Annotated in this window: 13 protein-coding genes and 1 tRNA gene; 5 read left to right on the top strand and 9 right to left on the bottom strand. The window is 58.1% G+C overall.

The window, feature by feature from the left end:
- Positions 1-156: 156 nt before the first annotated feature.
- Positions 157-696, top strand: coding sequence for a dTDP-4-dehydrorhamnose 3,5-epimerase (gene rfbC / locus GF108_RS01400; RefSeq protein WP_153666579.1), 540 nt, complete (start codon positions 157-159; stop codon positions 694-696).
- 5 nt (positions 697-701) lie between these two features.
- Here the strand turns inward: rfbC and GF108_RS01395 are convergent, their stop codons facing one another.
- The 5 genes from GF108_RS01395 to GF108_RS01375 all read right to left on the bottom strand — a co-directional run bounded on the left by GF108_RS01395 (position 702) and on the right by GF108_RS01375 (position 7,295).
- The gene (locus GF108_RS01395) at positions 702-2,003 is read right to left on the bottom strand and encodes a DUF4910 domain-containing protein (protein WP_172982576.1); all 1,302 of its coding nucleotides are present in this window, start codon (positions 2,001-2,003) and stop codon (positions 702-704) included.
- Positions 2,004-2,049: 46 nt separating this feature from the next.
- Positions 2,050-3,120: an NAD(P)-dependent oxidoreductase gene (locus GF108_RS01390; RefSeq protein WP_153666578.1), complete on the bottom strand. Its 1,071-nt coding sequence runs from the start codon at positions 3,118-3,120 to the stop codon at positions 2,050-2,052.
- Positions 3,121-3,282: 162 nt separating this feature from the next.
- The gene (locus tag GF108_RS01385; protein WP_172982544.1) at positions 3,283-4,611 is read right to left on the bottom strand and encodes a DUF4038 domain-containing protein; all 1,329 of its coding nucleotides are present in this window, start codon (positions 4,609-4,611) and stop codon (positions 3,283-3,285) included.
- Positions 4,604-5,974 carry a glutamate-1-semialdehyde 2,1-aminomutase gene (locus GF108_RS01380; protein WP_153666576.1) on the bottom strand — a complete coding sequence of 457 codons (1,371 nt, stop codon included), beginning with the start codon at positions 5,972-5,974 and terminating at the stop codon, positions 4,604-4,606. The genes GF108_RS01385 and GF108_RS01380 overlap by 8 nt, the downstream gene beginning before the upstream one ends.
- Positions 5,975-6,098: 124 nt before the next feature.
- Positions 6,099-7,295 carry a glycosyltransferase family 4 protein gene (locus GF108_RS01375; RefSeq protein ID WP_153666575.1) on the bottom strand — a complete coding sequence of 399 codons (1,197 nt, stop codon included), beginning with the start codon at positions 7,293-7,295 and terminating at the stop codon, positions 6,099-6,101.
- A gap of 305 nt (positions 7,296-7,600) precedes the next feature.
- Between GF108_RS01375 and GF108_RS01370 the strand changes: the two genes are divergently transcribed.
- Positions 7,601-8,806 carry a polysaccharide pyruvyl transferase family protein gene (locus tag GF108_RS01370; RefSeq protein WP_153666574.1) on the top strand — a complete coding sequence of 402 codons (1,206 nt, stop codon included), beginning with the start codon at positions 7,601-7,603 and terminating at the stop codon, positions 8,804-8,806.
- A gap of 23 nt (positions 8,807-8,829) precedes the next feature.
- Here GF108_RS01370 and GF108_RS01365 read toward each other — a convergent pair whose 3' ends face one another.
- Complete coding sequence (locus GF108_RS01365; protein WP_153666573.1) at positions 8,830-9,825, bottom strand: glycosyltransferase family A protein; 996 nt, start codon at positions 9,823-9,825, stop codon at positions 8,830-8,832.
- A 37-nt stretch (positions 9,826-9,862) separates the two neighbouring features.
- Positions 9,863-11,308 (bottom strand): oligosaccharide flippase family protein, encoded by a 1,446-nt coding sequence (locus tag GF108_RS01360; protein ID WP_255453092.1) that lies wholly within the window; start codon positions 11,306-11,308, stop codon positions 9,863-9,865.
- A 426-nt stretch (positions 11,309-11,734) separates the two neighbouring features.
- Between GF108_RS01360 and GF108_RS01355 the strand changes: the two genes are divergently transcribed.
- Together GF108_RS01355 and GF108_RS01350 are read left to right on the top strand one after the other, a co-directional pair.
- Positions 11,735-12,034 (top strand): hypothetical protein, encoded by a 300-nt coding sequence (locus GF108_RS01355; RefSeq protein ID WP_027230538.1) that lies wholly within the window; start codon positions 11,735-11,737, stop codon positions 12,032-12,034.
- A gap of 6 nt (positions 12,035-12,040) precedes the next feature.
- Positions 12,041-13,156, top strand: a complete 1,116-nt coding sequence (locus GF108_RS01350; RefSeq protein WP_153666571.1) for an NAD(P)/FAD-dependent oxidoreductase — start codon at positions 12,041-12,043, stop codon at positions 13,154-13,156.
- 655 nt (positions 13,157-13,811) lie between these two features.
- Here the strand turns inward: GF108_RS01350 and GF108_RS01345 are convergent.
- Positions 13,812-13,885 (bottom strand) — tRNA-Gln (locus GF108_RS01345).
- A gap of 240 nt (positions 13,886-14,125) precedes the next feature.
- Here GF108_RS01345 and GF108_RS01340 point away from each other — a divergent pair.
- A complete protein-coding gene (locus GF108_RS01340; protein WP_370462043.1) occupies positions 14,126-15,040 on the top strand; it encodes a glycosyltransferase family 2 protein in 915 nt (304 codons plus the stop codon).
- 17 nt (positions 15,041-15,057) lie between these two features.
- On the opposite strand, the gene GF108_RS01335 is transcribed toward GF108_RS01340, so the two are convergent.
- Positions 15,058-15,804: an ABC transporter ATP-binding protein gene (locus GF108_RS01335; protein WP_153667284.1), complete on the bottom strand. Its 747-nt coding sequence runs from the start codon at positions 15,802-15,804 to the stop codon at positions 15,058-15,060.
- Positions 15,805-15,813: the final 9 nt, after the last annotated feature.

Raw genomic sequence — 15,813 nt, 5'->3', positions numbered from 1 at the left:
GGCAGCATCTGGCGGAAAACGGCCGTAGACTGGCGATTGAAGAGCCTTGTGGGCGCCGGAGCCGACGGCAAATTCTACCCCTAATTGTGAGTTTCGCGCGGGCGAAGAGTTTGACAGAATTGGCCTTGCGGAACGTAACCGATACGAGGCTTGAGCATGCGATTCACCGAGACAGAACTGAACGGCGCCTGGCTGATCGAGGCTCTGCCGATATCCGACGAGCGCGGCTCGTTTGCCCGGACGTTCTGTGCCGCGGAATATACCGAGCATGGCCTTGAGACCAATTTCGTTCAGCACAGCGTCTCGCATTCGGTCAAGAAGCACACGCTGCGGGGCTTGCACTTCCAGAGCGCGCTGCACGCCGAAGTAAAGGTTGTGTCATGTATTGGCGGCGCGATCCTCGACGTCATTGTCGATCTGCGTCCGAACTCGCCGACATATCGCCGCTGGACCGCGTGCGAGCTCACGGCGAGCAATAATCGCCGGCTCTACATCCCCAAGGGATTCGCTCATGGATTTCAGACCCTCACCGAGGATGCTGTTGTCGCCTATCTGATTTCGGAATTCTATAATCCGCAGGCCTCGACCGGCGTCCGCTGGAACGATCCCGCCTTCGCTATCGCCTGGCCAGCTGAACCGACTGTGCTTTCGGAGAAGGATCAGGCCTGGCCGCTCCTCGATAAATTGCCTGCTTGACCGGGTCAGGCAGCTTCAGCGAGAAGTTCGTTCTCCTTCAGCAACTGTGCTGCGCGCACGATGTCGCTGAAGGCCATCCCTGAGCGTTCGGCTATATCGAGCAGCGAGTGCTGACCATCGGCGAGGTTGAGAACCCACAGATAGGCCATGGCTGTTTCGCCTGCGGATTTGTCGCCGCCGAGCGCCGAATAGAGGCCGCGGCGTCCGAGCTGCGGCTCGCCCTTGGGAAAGAGATTGAGCGGCGTCCAGTTCAGTTCGAGGATATCGATTGCCTCCATGATCATCCTGTAGGACGAGGCAAGATGCTCAGGCGCGATGAAATCGAGATTGTCCGCGGATGTGTGGTATTGCGGAAATGTGCCGAATGCGCTGCGCTGGAACAAGCCGACAGGAAGATTATAGCCTGGCGAACAATATTGCCGCTCGTCATAGCCGTAAGGGCTGAAATCCTTGATCGTGCCCTTGCGATCTTCCCGGTTGAGCACATATTCCATCGCCTTGTCGATCGTGGCATTGCCGCGCCGGCTGCGTTTGTAGTTCGGTCCGCCGCCGTCACCCACGCAGGAGACGATGAGGCCATGATCGATCCGGGCCGCATTTGCCTCATTATGCGCGAGCCAGGTGACCGCCCCGATCGTGCCGGGGGCAAAGAGGAAGCGGTAATTGTAGCGGGTCTTGCGCCCACGCATCGCCTTGGCCAGGCAGGCGAGAAGCGCGAGGCCCGAGCAATTGTCGTTGGCGAGCGAGGGATGGCAGATATGCGCCGATAGCAGCACGTCCCGGTCAGTCTCTCCCTTATGGACATATTCGCCGTAGGTGAGATGTCCGTCCGCCTTCTGCGAATCGATCATGACCTCATATTCCCCGTCCTCCATGGCGAGGAAGCGGTTATGCGTCATGCAGAACCCCCACTGTTCGCTGTAATAGGAAGTGCGGTAGGGGATGAGATCAGGTTGGTCTGGCAAGGTGTAGATATGCGCCTTGAGTTCGCTCAGCGGCATCGTCCGATGTATCGGCGCGCTGTATCCGAGGACATGGAGATTATGGTCGGCGAAATCGACGACCTTTCGTCCCGAGGCGTCCTTGATATAACCGCCCCGGATGTTCCATTCCTGCGGCACCGTCCAGTCCAGCGCCGGGGTTCCTGTCGGAACCTCGTGCTGGGTCAGGTCGATCTGCTGGCCAAGGACCTGCAATGTCTTGCGAACGCCCTCGCCCGTTATGCTGCGGCAGATTGGGTAGAGGCGAGCCGCCAGCGCGTAGATGCGGATACCCACATCCACTTCCGCGTCGGCCGCCGGCCGCATGTTTTCGAACGAGACCATAAATGTGTTCATGTCATGCGCTTTGCGTTTAGACGACAGCATCTGCCAGGGCAGGATGTCGGCTCGAAGACGGAACGCGGCGCAGGCTCTGGTTGAGCGTGCCTTCCTCCAGTGACTTGCGGATATTGGCGATGCGCTGGTAGCGCGGTCCCTCAAACTCCTGCAACGTCAGTCCGGAAGTCGCATAGGCCGCGTGCAACTGCTCGGCGCCCGCGCGCGCATCCCAGACCGGCTTGAAAGCCGGGAGTACGCGCGCAATCTTTTCGAAGCTGACGCGATAGGAGCGCGTGTCCGGCCCGGCATCTGCGGCAAATTCGAGCTTGCAGCCCGGAACCACCTCGGAAACGATCTCGGCGATTTCACGGATGCGATAGTTGTGAGCCGACTGGCCGACATTGAACGCTTCGTTGTGCACCTTGTCCTTCGGCGCTTCCATGGCGGCGAGAAAGGCACGCGAAATATCCTCGATATGGACGATCGGACGCCATGGCGAACCATCGGACTTCAAGAGGATCACGCCTTCCGTCACTGCCCATGCCACAAGGTTGTTGAGGACGATATCGAAGCGCAGCATCGGCGAAAGGCCATAGGCTGTCGCCGGGCGCAGATAAGTCGGGGTGAAATTGTCATCGGCAAGCTTGGCGATGTCCTTTTCCGCAAGCACCTTGGACGAACCATAGGCTGTTACCGGATTGAGTTCGCCCGTCTCGTCGATCATGCCCTCGCCGGACTTGCCGTAATTGCTGCAGGAGGACGCAAAGAGGAAGCGCGAAACGCCTGCCTTCTTGGCGGTCTCGGCAAATTTGACGCTGCCACGGTGATTGATCTCGTAGGTGATATCCGGATTGAGGTTGCTCAAGGGATCGTTCGACAACGCAGCAAGATGGATGACCGCATCGAAACCCTTCAGGTCGCTCACCTCGACGTCGCGCACGTCCTTGCAAAGTCCCGGAACATCCTTGATGGAGCCGCCCGGCGCATAGCCGCAGCTGCGATAGAGTTCGGCGTCATAGCCATGAACGTCGTGGCCAGCCTTCATCAGGAAAGGCACCATGACCGTTCCGATGTAACCCCGATGCCCTGTCACGAGTACTTTCATGTCCCAATCCTTTTGAAAATTACGTTCGATTTGTAAAAACGGTACTTCCGGGCGCGTTCGACAGCGAGAGAGGAGTTCGGTGGATCAGGGTGTAACAAGGGCTACACTTTGGGGAGGTTCTCTACGCCTTTTGCCCGATTGCACTTTCACCGAAACCGGACTCTAGCCGCGATCCCCAAACACGAGGAGCCAATCCGTATAACCGGCGGCATTTTGCGCAGCCGGAACTTCAAATGTTACCGTTTCACGCCGCTGGGTTTTCTGCTCGGCGGCATCCGTATATTTGCCGGATGCAGGGTCATACCAGCGGGCGCGCTTTGCGTGGGGCGCAAGTACCGCCGAATTGATGGCGACGTCGCTGCGCCCTGAAACATAGATCACGGCGAGGCTACCGTCCTTCGCCATGCTTCCAAACGCGGTGCCTGGAAATAGCGTGTCCGGATCCACCAGAAGCCTTCCCTGTTCGGGCTCGAGTTTCCACCATGGCAATGCGTCAAAGAAATGCTTCAAATAGCCGATGCTTTGTGCTCCCCGGCTTCCGAGGGCCACTTCCCAACTGTCCTTGGTGTCGAAAAGTCCAGGCCCGGAAAAATGCCAGATGGGGTTATTGCCGAATATCTGGCCGCTGGCGCCGCCGAGAAGGGCACCGTATGCGATCTCACGAAGGCTCTGCTCGGTCGAATCGTGTTCCCCCTCGTAGGCGCCTTCGATGAACAGGAATGGGGCTTTTGCGTTGGAAGTGTAGCGTTCGAGCGCTTTGTCTTCTACCTCGTCATAGGTGTAGAGTGTATCGAAACTGAGCCATTTCGCCTCTGCCCACATCCGCTGAATATCGGTATCCGGACTTCCGTGAACGGTTTGGAGAGCTTCGGGATTTGTTTCGGCCAGCCCCTCCGCGATTGCATTGACCAGTACGTGGTCCGGCGGGTTGTAGTCTCCACCCTGAACCCAGACGATGTTCTTGTACTTTCGAAAACGCTGGCCGAGATAGCGCCCGTACGATTTGAGGGCTGCCGGTCCTGCAGCCTCCATTTCCTTGTACCAGCCTTCGTCACCGCCGCCTGCTCCGAGATAGGACGGCACGAGAAGGACAAGAAAACCGCGCTCCTGGGCTTTCTGCAGGATCCAGTCGGCATCGTCGAAATAGGCGTTATTTGGCTGGCTGAAGTCGCCCTTCGCGAGAAACGGATCGCGGTCATAGAAATTGCGCGGTGCCTTGCGGCTGAAGCGGTGTTCAATCAACGATACGAGGATCGTGTTGAAGCCACGCTTTTGCCGGTCAGCGAGATACTTGTCCGCCTCTTCGCGCGACAGTTCGCCAATCAGCGACCAGGCGGCATCCCCGGTGACGAGGAATGGCTTGCCGGAGGCATCCTCCAGATAGCGGTGATTTTCTGAAACGCGCAGCGGAAATGCCACCGGATCGGCATGGCTAGTAAATGGAAAAAGCACCAGCAACAGGCATGCCCATCGCTGGATATATTCAGCCATTCGATGCACGTTCCAGTTGGCGGTGCGCCACGGGCCCGCTGTTGAACCGACGGAAGACGACGTCTGACGGGCGTCCGACGAGGTATTTCTCGACGCCATTTTCGAGCGCCTGCTTGTAGACGCCCAATGCCCCGTCAACTGCATCGATCGTGCGGGCCACGTCTTCTTCGCTATGGGTGTAGCTCACCACCAGCGACGGCATGAGGATGCCGCGCTTGATGGTTTCCTGAAGGAACAGGGTGCGGAATGCCTGGGAAGGGGCTCGATCCTGATCAAGCGTCGCATAGGCCAGACAGCAGGCGCGGCCGGTTACCTTGACGTAGGCGCTGAGACCATGACGCGTCGTTGCCTGCGCGATCCCGGCGCGCAAGGCCTGGCCCTGATCGTAGAGATGTTCGATGACCGGTTCGTTCCGATAGATGCGCATCGTGGCGATCGCCGCCGCCAAGGCGTGCGTTTCCGCCCCGTGCGTCGTCGACAGAAGGAATACCCGGGGCTTGCCCGTCTCTTCCAGCCCGCCGAGACGCATGAATTCGCGCTTGCCGGCAAGTGCGGAGACGGAGAAGCCGTTGCCAAGCGCCTTGCCGAAGCAGGAGAGGTCGGGCTCGATACGATAGAACTGTTGAGCGCCGCCGACATGCCAACGAAAACCGGTGATCATCTCGTCGAGAATGAAGAGCGCGCCGTTGCGGTGGCAGAGATTGCGCACTTCATGCAGGAAATTGTTTTCCGGATCGTCCCCGCGCGATGCCTCGAGAATCAATCCGGCGATCTTTCCCGGATGGTTCGCAAACAGCGCCTTGACGCTTGCAATGTCATTATACTTGAACCCGAGTGTCAGTTCCTGGACGGCTCGTGGTATGCCGGCATTCATTTCCGTCGTACCGATGAACCAGTCGTCGGTCGAAAAGAACGGATGGTCACTGCAGCGGGCAATATAGTCCCGGCCCGTGACCGCTCGTGCCAGACGTACCGCGCCTGACGTTGCGTGCGATCCGTCCTTGCAGAACTTGACCATCTCGGCCGTCGGGATTGTTTCAAGGAAGGTCTCGGCACATTCGACTTCGATATCTGCTGGACGGACGAAGTTGCAGCCGCGCTGTAACTGCCGGGTGACCGCTTCGAGCACCGGGGCGTATGCATGGCCAAGCCCGACGGCACGGTTGCCCATGCCATATTCAATATATTCATTGCCGTCGACGTCCCAGATGTGACTGCCGAGGCCGCGTGCTATGAAGCCAGGCGATAGCACCGGATATTGATCATCGCCCTTCGCGTAGGTATGGGCGCCGCCCGGAATGAGGTGATGCGCCGGCCCGCGCAACTGGTCCGATTTTTCGAAGCTCTCGATCAATGTCGACATTTGCTAACCTCATAACCACGACGCGGGCGTTTTCTCCCACGATCAAATATGACGGCGGCGCCGGGAAAATTCACTTCGGCAATTCAGTCAGCAGCAAGCGTCAAAAGGGGTAGGGACCTAAACTTCAAGTTCTTTCCCGCATGACGCGCAGCCAGTTCTTGATCGGAGTCGGGATATAGGTGCGCAGGCCCGGACGAAGCCCTTTCGGGAACGACCAGTCGGCAAAGTCGAGCGGAGGTGCGATTTCGGGGGGCGCGGCCCTGATGTTACGGATGACTTCGGCATAGCGACGCGCCATTGCATCAAGGGTGAATACATGTTCCGCCTTGTCTCGCGCGGCACTGGAAAGGAGCTGCGCCGCCTCCGGATTTGCCGCAATGCCGGTAATGATCCGGGCGGCCTCCGCGCTGTTGCCGATCTGGAAGAGAAAACCATTGATGCCATCGTCGATGATTGTGTCGGTGACGCCACGGATGCGCGAAACGACGGGAATGCAGCCGACTGCCATCGCCTCTGTCAGCGTAAGGCCAAAGCCCTCAAACCGCGACGGCATGATCATCACATCCTGATGGAGCAGGACCCTGTGAACCTCTTTCGGGTGTACGGCTCCGAGAAAGGTGACACGCTTGCCATGGCGGGCAAGCTTGAGCTTCAGCGCCTGAAGGTCTGGCCCATCCCCCGCGACGGTCAGGTGAATGGAGGCGTCGAGATGGTCGAGAATATCGGCGAGCCAGAACACGCCTTTGGAAGCGTCCTCGACGCGGCCGAGGAACACGAGGCCAAGCGGTTCCGAGGCTCGCGGCGTACGATTGAGCAGTCTCGACAATCGGGTCTCGGCCGCGTGCGGAATGGCGAACGTATGGTCTGCATCAAAACCCATGGTCCTGACGAGATCGGACTGGATCCGATCCGAAACACCGATTGCGGCATGTACATGATCACGCACGGCGACAGCCGCTGCATAGGTGCCGGCGGTGATGTTGTGCACGATCATGATACGCGTGATGGCTTCCGGCAGGTAGCGCGCGATGTTGGTCTGGATTCGATCGCTGAGGACGTTGATGAACACGCCGTCGAAGCCGCCTTCCTCGATTGCGGCCGCGAGGGCCCGGGCTTGATCGCGCTCGTTCGCCAGTCCATCCGTACTGATTGCCGTGCCAAGCGCAAATTCCGGGAACCATTCCGGGTCCTTCAGCGCTTCGGTTTGGCCCATCGACATCCAGCAGACCTCGATGCCGTAGGGCGCGAGCCCCTCGCGCAACTGCTTGAAGACCGTGTAGGTTCCGCCGATATGCGGGCGTACAAAATAGGCGAACTTCATTCCGCTTTGATCCTGCTGGGTCCGCGCCACATCGCCCGGCCACAATGCAATAATAGTGGCAATTTGGCCCGCGACTGTACCTGCCGCGATGGGCAGATGGCGTAGCCTTTTGGGGGAACACCTTCATCGTTCGGGTGCCCCCGGTGTTCCAAGAGCCATGTGTTTTTTTGCATCGCAGCGCAGCAAGATCAAATCCGGTGCCCAATCGACCGCGCTTGTTCGAACAGCGGCACGCAACAGAATTTGGGTCAGGTGTTGAGTATGCGTCGATCGGTGGTCCGAGCAATGTACAATTGAGGGCTTGAATGAAAATCGGCTTGCTAGGTCAGTTTGGCAGCGGAAACACCGGCAATGACGGTTCGCTCGAAGCCATGCTCGATTTCCTGCGCGCTTCCAAACAGGAGGCCACGCTGCTTTGCGTCTGTTCCAATCCAGCTGCGGTCACGGAACGCTACAAGGTCGATGCAATCAGCATCGGTGGCGTCAAGCTTGAAGGCAATTGGTCCAACAGGCTCAATCGGTTGCTTGCGGATTTTCCACGCAGGCTGGGCAGCCTCTATGCCGTCGTCAGTGGACTGCGCGGCGTAAGTGTCCTGATCATCCCCGGCACGGGGATTCTCGATGACTTTCAGGAGACCGCGTTCGGCTGGCCTTTCGTTGTATTTCGCTGGTGCCTGGCTGCGCGTCTTCAAAATGCGCGCATCGCCTTCGTTAGTATTGGAGCGGGTCCCATTGAAAACCCCTTGAGTCGCTGGTTTTTGAAATCCGCGGCCAGAATGGCGCAATACCGGTCGTATCGCGATGATTTCTCACTGGAATACATGAAGGGGATTGGGCTCGATGTGACGCCGGATCTGCGCTACCCGGACATCGCCTTTCGGCTTCCCTTGCCTGCCTCGGTACCCGCGAAAGACACGGCGCGCACGATCGTCGGGGTCGGTGTGATGGATTACCATGGATGGAAGAAGGCGAATGCAGACAATGCGGAAGGCGAACGTATCCACAACAACTATATTGCGAAACTGACCCAATATATTTGCTGGCTGATTGACGAAGGACATAACGCACGCCTTCTGACCGGCGATCTGCGCGATGGCAGAGCCGTAAAGCAGTTGATGAAGTCAATTTCCTCGACACGGCCCGATATTCCCATGGAGCGCATCGCGGTCGGTCACGGGGGCTCATTGCACGAGCTGATGAGCGAAATCGCACAGACGGACATTGTCGTTGTCTCACGTTATCACAACGTGGTCTGTGCGCTGAAATCGGGCCGGCCGACAATTTCGTTGAGCTATAATTTAAAGAACGACTATCTGCTGTCCCAGTTCAGGCAGGCACATTACTGCCAACACATCGAAACCTTTGATGTCGAAAAGCTCAAACAGCAGACGAACCAGGTGCTTGGCAACATGGATGCCGTCAAGCAAGAGATCGCCGGGGTTAATCGGTTGCTTCAAGAAAAGCTGGCGGAACAGGAAGCCGTTCTGCTACATCGCGTCATCGCCGGGTAATCGGCGTGTAGCCCGCCAGAGCTTCAATCTGCAATCGCAGTTCCAGTCATCCGCCGCGTTAGCGATGCAATGCTGGCTTTGGCCAAAGACCAGGCGCCAGCACGCTTCCACAGATATCCCACGGGCGGCAACAATGCGGCGGCCGGATGCAAGTGCAAGGCCCTGGCAAACAGTTCGCGTCCGCCGGGTTCGCCACGGCATATCAGAGAGATGGCCGACCAGTAGGCCCGGTCGCTGAGCGCGAGACGCGCAGTGCGCAACAGTTCCTCGGAATTGTCGAGGTGCGCGCCCACACCATTGAAGAACGCGTTGTAAGCATCCTCAAACTCAATGCTCCATTGGCGAATGTTTCCAACGGTCGCAGACTGGTTGTTCGAATGGACACGCGCGATGGCCTGAACCGCCTCGGTGGATGCAATCGAGCCACGCAATGCAAATCTCATCCACATTTCCATATCGTCAGTGTGGCTCAATTCGGGGTTGTAGTATCCGACTTGCTTCTGGACAGACGTACGGACTACGACGGTCGGCCCGCTCACGTAGTTGAGGCCTGCCTGGCAAATGTCTTTCAGAAAAGTCGGGCCATCCTTGATCGTCCACTGCGCACTCGCGCCAATGTTTGGCGCGGTATCTCCGACTCTGCCCTCGACCTGGAAGAACGTTGCCCCATGCGTCAGGTGAACGTTCGGGTTCGCCTCCATGCAAGCGACCGCGTTTTCGAGCGTCCGGGGGGCAAGGAGATCGTCCGAGCAGAGGATGAGGAAATAGTCCGACTGGGCCCACTCGATTCCATCATTGAATGATGCGTGAGGTCCCATGTTCTTTTCGCGAAGCAGGAGTTCGACGCGTGGATCTTGCGCTGCGATATCGCGCGCTATCTGCTGGCTGCCGTCGGTCGAAGCGTTGTCGATGATCAACACGCGAATTGCATCGACATTCTGGTTCAAGGCACTTTCGACACAACCTCGCAGGTAACGGGCATAGTTATAGTTCGGTATGACGACATCGACCGATTTCATCGATTGATCCTATGAAACGGATGTCGGTGCCAGGTAGTCATTCGGCGGGGACCCCCGGCCTGTTTGCGAGCAGCCGGGGCATGAACAGCTCGACCATGTGGATGATTTCGTCAAGGAGAGGATGTTTCGTCAGGACGAGTGCCGTAAGCCACCCGGCCGCAGAAAGGAGGGTCGCGACGAGCGCAAGGCCGATCGACAGGTCGAATGCGAAACCATGGGCCGCCAATACGCCGAGTGGCCCCATGACAGCCCCGAAGGTGACAAGCGCGCTGTTGCAAAGTATCGCAGCGAACTCAGTCCATGCGAACGGTACATGCCGGCGCACATAGATCAATGAAATCGCCATTTGGAAGGGCAGTACGATGAACTGGCTGAAGACGAGTGCGTAAAGGCCATAGAAGCTCGCGACGCAGATAACCACCATCGCCAGACCTCGACCGATGAAGTTCGCCTCGAATGCCTCCCTGTTGGCGCCCAAGGCAACAAGAACCGGGAACGTCAGAATATTCGGAAACCAGAATATTGCGGCCAGCGACAGGAGCTGGACGAGTGGCACCGCTCCATCCCACGCCGGTCCGAGAGCGATATGGACAATGGGGTAGGCCAGTATCGCGAGGACAAGCTGAGCCGGCCAGTAAAGGGCGGTGATATAACTGATCAACCTGAGATAGGCTTCCTTTACGCTGCGATTTTGTCGAACCTCAGCGGCAAAGGCAGGAAAGGCAATGGAGAACAGCGCCGATAGCATGAACTTGTCGGGGAGCCCGCATACGAGATTGGCGCGGTTGAACAGGCCGACGGCGGTGAGCGGCATGAAATGTCCGAGAACGAGTTGAGGCAGCGCTTCGTAGGTTCGGTCGAGGACGGTCGAGGCCCCCTTATATCCGCCGAAGACGAAGAAGGACCGCCAACCTTTAAGGCATGGGCGATACATCCAGAGAATGGGGCGTGCGTGAAACGCAAGAACCATCCGCACCAATGCGGAGACCAGAGCACCCCAGGCATAGCTCATGAAGCCGAAATCGAACCAGGCCAGCGTGACTGTGACGGCGGCATTGGTGATGACGCCGAGGGCGTTGATCCGAGTCATCGCTCCAAACTGCATATCCCGCTTCAGCAAGGCCGCGATGGTGCTGACGGACGAATCGATAACGCCGGAGAATGCCAGAATAATGATGAACATCTTCAATGCCGGCTGAGCGTAGAACTCCGCGATCCAGGGGGCGAAGGCAGACAGGCAGCAGCAGATAAGAAGCGATGTGCCGAACATCAGCGTAAAAGCGGTGCGGATATCCTCACGCGAAACGTCGATGCGCTGAATTAGATACTCCGAGGTGGCAAACTCGCGGATATTGAACGCAATCGTACCTATTCCGAGGCCTATGACGGCAATACCGATTGCTGTCGTGTCCAACAGACGCGAAAGAACGGCGATCATTGCCAAGCTTACGATCACTTGGGAATATTGCTCCAAGGTCGCCATGAAAAAAGCCCGGCGTACTGTGCCCAATTGATGCGCTCCTGTATGTCGCTTCGATGCCGCATGTGCGAAGGGCATTGATTGTTGATTGTTTTGCGATCGCACAGCAATAGGAGACGGTTTGCCTCCCGTGATCCAACGAAGGTAACTGCAGCAGGGACGGCATTTAAGATGCCTAATGAGATAGCGCACGCTAAGCCGTTTGAGGTAAGCCGTGCGAAATCTGGCTGACCGCGCGATCAATCGGATGTAGCGCGACGTCACTTGACATCGGTCGAACGTGCATCGCGGCTATAATACTGCCGTGGCGGGCATGCAGACAGTCCGCTTTTGGATGCGTCCTCTATCCGTCAAGCCGAATTATCAATCAATAACAAAAAGGTCTTTAGTTAGATGGCTTTAAACCCTTGCGGCGGGATCTGAATTTTCATGATCGAAGACGAACAAATACGCATCGAACTTATGGCCACCCAGTTCTGGCTGCGTGCACTTTTCATGCATGTGGCAACGGGCACGCCGCCGAGCTCCTTTTCCGTCCAGGAATACCTTACAGAACTCAAGAACTCCGCGCCCCAGGATTGCTGCCCCCACGGCCTGTCGCCTGCCGATTGGGACAACGAGCATCTTTTGCATTATCCATGCTATGAACGGGTCGGGCTGCAGATCATGGAAACGCTGCAAAGCCTCGAACGCAAACTTGCTCCGCTCGCAACGCATGGAAGGCACTGAAAAACGTTGGAACGCGTCGAATGCGTCATTGCTGGCGGCGGGGTCATCGGCCTGGCGATTGCCCGCGAACTTGCGCTGCGCGGCATTGAGACGCTCGTTGTCGAGGCGGCGGAAACCATCGGTACCGGTACCAGCTCACGCAATTCCGAGGTCATCCATGCGGGGATCTATTACCCGCTCGACAGCCTGAAGGCGCGGTTTTGCGTTGCGGGGAGAAGGGCGCTCTATGCTTTCGCCGAAAGCCACGGCGTGGCCTACAAGCGCTGCGGTAAGCTGATCGTCGCAACCAATGAGGACCAGATCGGGACTTTGGCGACGATAGCCTCCCGCGCCCGCGCCAACGGAGTTGACGATCTTGTCGAACTGTCGGCGGCGGAGGCCAAAAGCCGGGAGCCGGACCTTTCCTGCAATGGAGCGTTGCTTTCGCCCTCGACGGGCATCATCGACAGCCACGGACTGATGCTCGCGCTGCTTGGCGACGCCCAGGACCACGGTGCAGCCGTCGCCTTTGGCACAAGAGTGATGAGCGGCGAGGTCGATGATAAGGGGCTGCGGCTCGAGACCATCGGCGTCGAGAACGACCGGCGCTACGAATTGCACACGTCGATCTTCGTCAACGCCTGCGGTCTTGAGGCGCCGGCGGTGGCGTCAACGATTGCCGACCTGCCGCAGAGGTTCGTTCCGCGCGCCCGCTATGCCAAGGGAAACTACTTTTCGGCAACCGGCAGGACGCCCTTCAGGCATTTGATCTATCCGGTGCCGGAAGAGGGAGGGCTTGGCGTGCATCTTACCCTCGATCTCGACGGGCGCATGCGGTTTGGCCCGGACGTCGAATGGGTCGAAGGGATCGATTATTCCGTCGACCCGCAACGCGCCGATCGCTTCTACGCCGAAATCCGCAAATACTGGCCATATCTTGCGGACGATGCCTTGCAGCCGGCCTATTGCGGCATCCGGCCGAAGCTGATGATCGATGGCGAGCCCGCTGCAGACTTCGTCATCGAAGGTCCAGCCACGCACGGCGTGAAGGGCCTCGTCAACCTCTTCGGCATTGAAAGCCCCGGCCTCACATCCTGCCTCGCCATCGCGCGGCATGTTTCGAAGATGCTGGAAATTTCCTGAAATTTGCTGGCTGGGGAACCGGGATTCGCCCGGCGGACCCTTCAAACTTATTTTACAGCAAGGCAACAGCGCCCGCCCTTATTGAGGCCACGCTCGCCACTTTACCGTAAACGGTTATCGGAGCGGGGCAAAAGCCGCGCCGTCCGTCGCCGTTGCGGCGTTAACTCGCAGTTTGCACAAGTTGAATTCCCCGCATGTGCAGGAATCGGGTGGCACGCTGTTTGGGCGAGTGCAACGGTAAGGCATTTCCAAGCTGGAGTGGAGGCCCATGGAGAATCTATTGACTGGCATGCACGCAATTGCTGCGTCGCTCGGCGATGGCCTCCTGCCCGAGCTGGCAAGAGTAATAAGCATGCGTAGCGCCAATAACGACGGCAACGCACACTCGCCTGTGTACGGTTCGACTATTGACTTACGGCAGGCTTCCGACGCGCGGATAGGGTCAACTTCGTTGAGACAGGCGAAAGGCTAACCTGTTGTCTAGTTTCCAATAAATGTGGGAACAGTGGATCGCCGATGCCCGTGCCGCCGCCGTTTTCGGTCGGGTTGCCTGCCTGCCCATGGCGCATTCCTGCCGGGGAGATCGCACAGACGTGGTGCGCGAGCCGTGCGTCAGCCTAGCGCTGCAGTTATCAGAAAATGTGTTGAAATCAGTTGGCTGGGGAACCTGGATTCGAACCAGGACTAACGGAGTCAGAGTCCGTGGGTCTACCGTTAACCTATTCCCCAACAGCCGACCGGCAGCGGCCGGTGCGGGTCGTCATATAGTTGAATTCTTGGAGGATGCAAACCCCCGATCGCATGTTTTTGGCATTTGTTTTGCCGAATGCCGGGAACAGGCGGCGGGGCGAGGCGGGGCGATCGCGATTTTGGGCTATGCGCGACGGAAAAAAGCTGTATCTGCATGAGACAGCCAGAACATTCTTCAGCAGGGATTTTAACGCATTGCCAGGCGCCCCATCCACCGGAGTGGTTTCAATCCTCCTTGCAACCTATAACGGCGCCAAGTTTCTGGACGAGCAACTGGCCTCGATCGAAGGCCAGACTTACCCCGCGATCGATATATGGGTTTCGGACGACGGATCGACCGACACCACCCTGGAGGTGCTGGAAGTATGGCGCGGCAAGTGGTCGAAAGGCAGATTCACTATCCTGCCTGGACCGTGCAAGGGTTATGCGGAGAACTTCCGCTCCCTGATCGTCAATCCCGATATCATCTCCGACTATTACGGATTTTCCGATCAGGACGACATCTGGGAGCCCGAGAAGATAGCCAAGTCAGTTGCTTCGATCGAGCAAATTCCCCTGTCGACGCCCGCGTTGTTCTGCTCGCGAACTCTCGCGATAACCGAAGACGGCGAAACCATCGCGCCTTCAGCGCTGTTCAGGCGCTCACCCAGCTTCAGAAATGCGCTGGCGCAGAGTCTTGCTGGCGGCAACACCATGCTCTTCAATCATGCAGCGCATGTCTTGCTTGCCGACGCTTCTCGCCGTACCGGCTTCGTCAGCCACGATTGGTGGATCTACCTGATCGTTTCGGGGGCAGGCGGCGAGGTTCGCTATTCCCCCGAAATGCTCATGCGCTACCGCCAGCATGTGCGCAATCAGTTCGGAACCAATATAGGCGTCATGGCCGCCATGCAGCGGTTGCGCTTGCTCTTCAAGGGACGTCTTTCCGAGTGGACCGACCTCAACTTGCAGGGGCTTGAGCGAAGCCGCGACCTGCTTACGGCGCAATCGCGCGGCATCCTCGACGAGTTCAGCAAGGCGCGAGGACGCGGGCCCTTGCGACGGCTTTACTATTTCGTTCGATCCGGCGTCTATCGGCAGACTGCGCTCGGGCAGCTCGGCCTCTACGTGGCAGCGATTCTCGGCAAGATCTGATCGAAGGCAGGCGGCGGTCAGTGATGGCCGAAATAGGCGTTGGCCACGGTCTCGGCATCGCCGTCCATCTTGACCCGCCCATGTTCGAGCCAGACAATGCGTGTGCAGTTCTTCACGAGCAGGTCTCTTGAATGGCTGGCGATGATCAGGATTTTGGTCTTGTTGACGAGATCGTGCAGGCGCTCATTGGCCTTTTGCTGGAACCCTTCGTCGCCTGTCGCCAGCCATTCGTCCATGATCAGGATCTCCGGCTGAATCACTGTCGAGATCGAGAAGGCAAGGCGTAGCTGCATGCCGGTTGAATAGGTACGCACCGGCATGTCGAGGAAGTTGCCGAGCTCCGAGAATTCCTCGATCTCCGCCAACCGTTCTGCCAGTTCCTTTTTCTTGAAGCCGAGGAGCGCGCCGCGAATTCCGATATTTTCCCGGCCCGTCGCCTCGGGGTCGATGCCGAGCGAAATGTTGATCAGCGACGTGCACTTGCCATTGATGGTGATCCTGCCGCCGGATGGGTAGTAAACGCCGCTCATGACGCGCAGGAGCGTTGTCTTACCGGATCCATTATGGCCGATCAGCCCGAGCCGTTCACCCTCCTTTAGGCTGAGCGTGACGTTTTCGAGCCCGCGAATGACGACATGACCTTCCGGGTTCGAGCCGATGGTTCCACCCGTCGCCAGGCTCATGACCTGGTTCTTCAGCGATCTGCTGCGCGTGTTGTAGATCGGAAAATCCACGGTCACATTTTCAAGGTGCATCGACGTCATGTCTGCCTG

The sequence above is a fragment of the Phyllobacterium sp. SYP-B3895 genome (genome assembly GCF_009647635.1).
Lineage (GTDB): Bacteria > Pseudomonadota > Alphaproteobacteria > Rhizobiales > Rhizobiaceae > Phyllobacterium > Phyllobacterium pellucidum.
This window is presented reverse-complemented; position numbering and strand designations above follow the sequence as displayed.

Coding starts and splice junctions, on each gene's coding strand:
- GF108_RS01365 (WP_153666573.1), bottom strand. CDS start 9,825: ATGAAATCGGTCGATGTCGTCATACCGAACTATAACTATGCCCGTTAC.
- GF108_RS01390 (WP_153666578.1), bottom strand. CDS start 3,120: ATGAAAGTACTCGTGACAGGGCATCGGGGTTACATCGGAACGGTCATG.
- GF108_RS01370 (WP_153666574.1), top strand. CDS start 7,601: ATGAAAATCGGCTTGCTAGGTCAGTTTGGCAGCGGAAACACCGGCAAT.
- GF108_RS01385 (WP_172982544.1), bottom strand. CDS start 4,611: ATGGCTGAATATATCCAGCGATGGGCATGCCTGTTGCTGGTGCTTTTT.
- GF108_RS01355 (WP_027230538.1), top strand. CDS start 11,735: ATGATCGAAGACGAACAAATACGCATCGAACTTATGGCCACCCAGTTC.
- GF108_RS01395 (WP_172982576.1), bottom strand. CDS start 2,003: ATGCGGCCGGCGGCCGACGCGGAAGTGGATGTGGGTATCCGCATCTAC.
- GF108_RS01375 (WP_153666575.1), bottom strand. CDS start 7,295: ATGAAGTTCGCCTATTTTGTACGCCCGCATATCGGCGGAACCTACACG.
- GF108_RS01335 (WP_153667284.1), bottom strand. CDS start 15,804: ATGACGTCGATGCACCTTGAAAATGTGACCGTGGATTTTCCGATCTAC.
- GF108_RS01380 (WP_153666576.1), bottom strand. CDS start 5,974: ATGTCGACATTGATCGAGAGCTTCGAAAAATCGGACCAGTTGCGCGGG.
- rfbC (WP_153666579.1), top strand. CDS start 157: ATGCGATTCACCGAGACAGAACTGAACGGCGCCTGGCTGATCGAGGCT.
- GF108_RS01360 (WP_255453092.1), bottom strand. CDS start 11,308: ATGGCGACCTTGGAGCAATATTCCCAAGTGATCGTAAGCTTGGCAATG.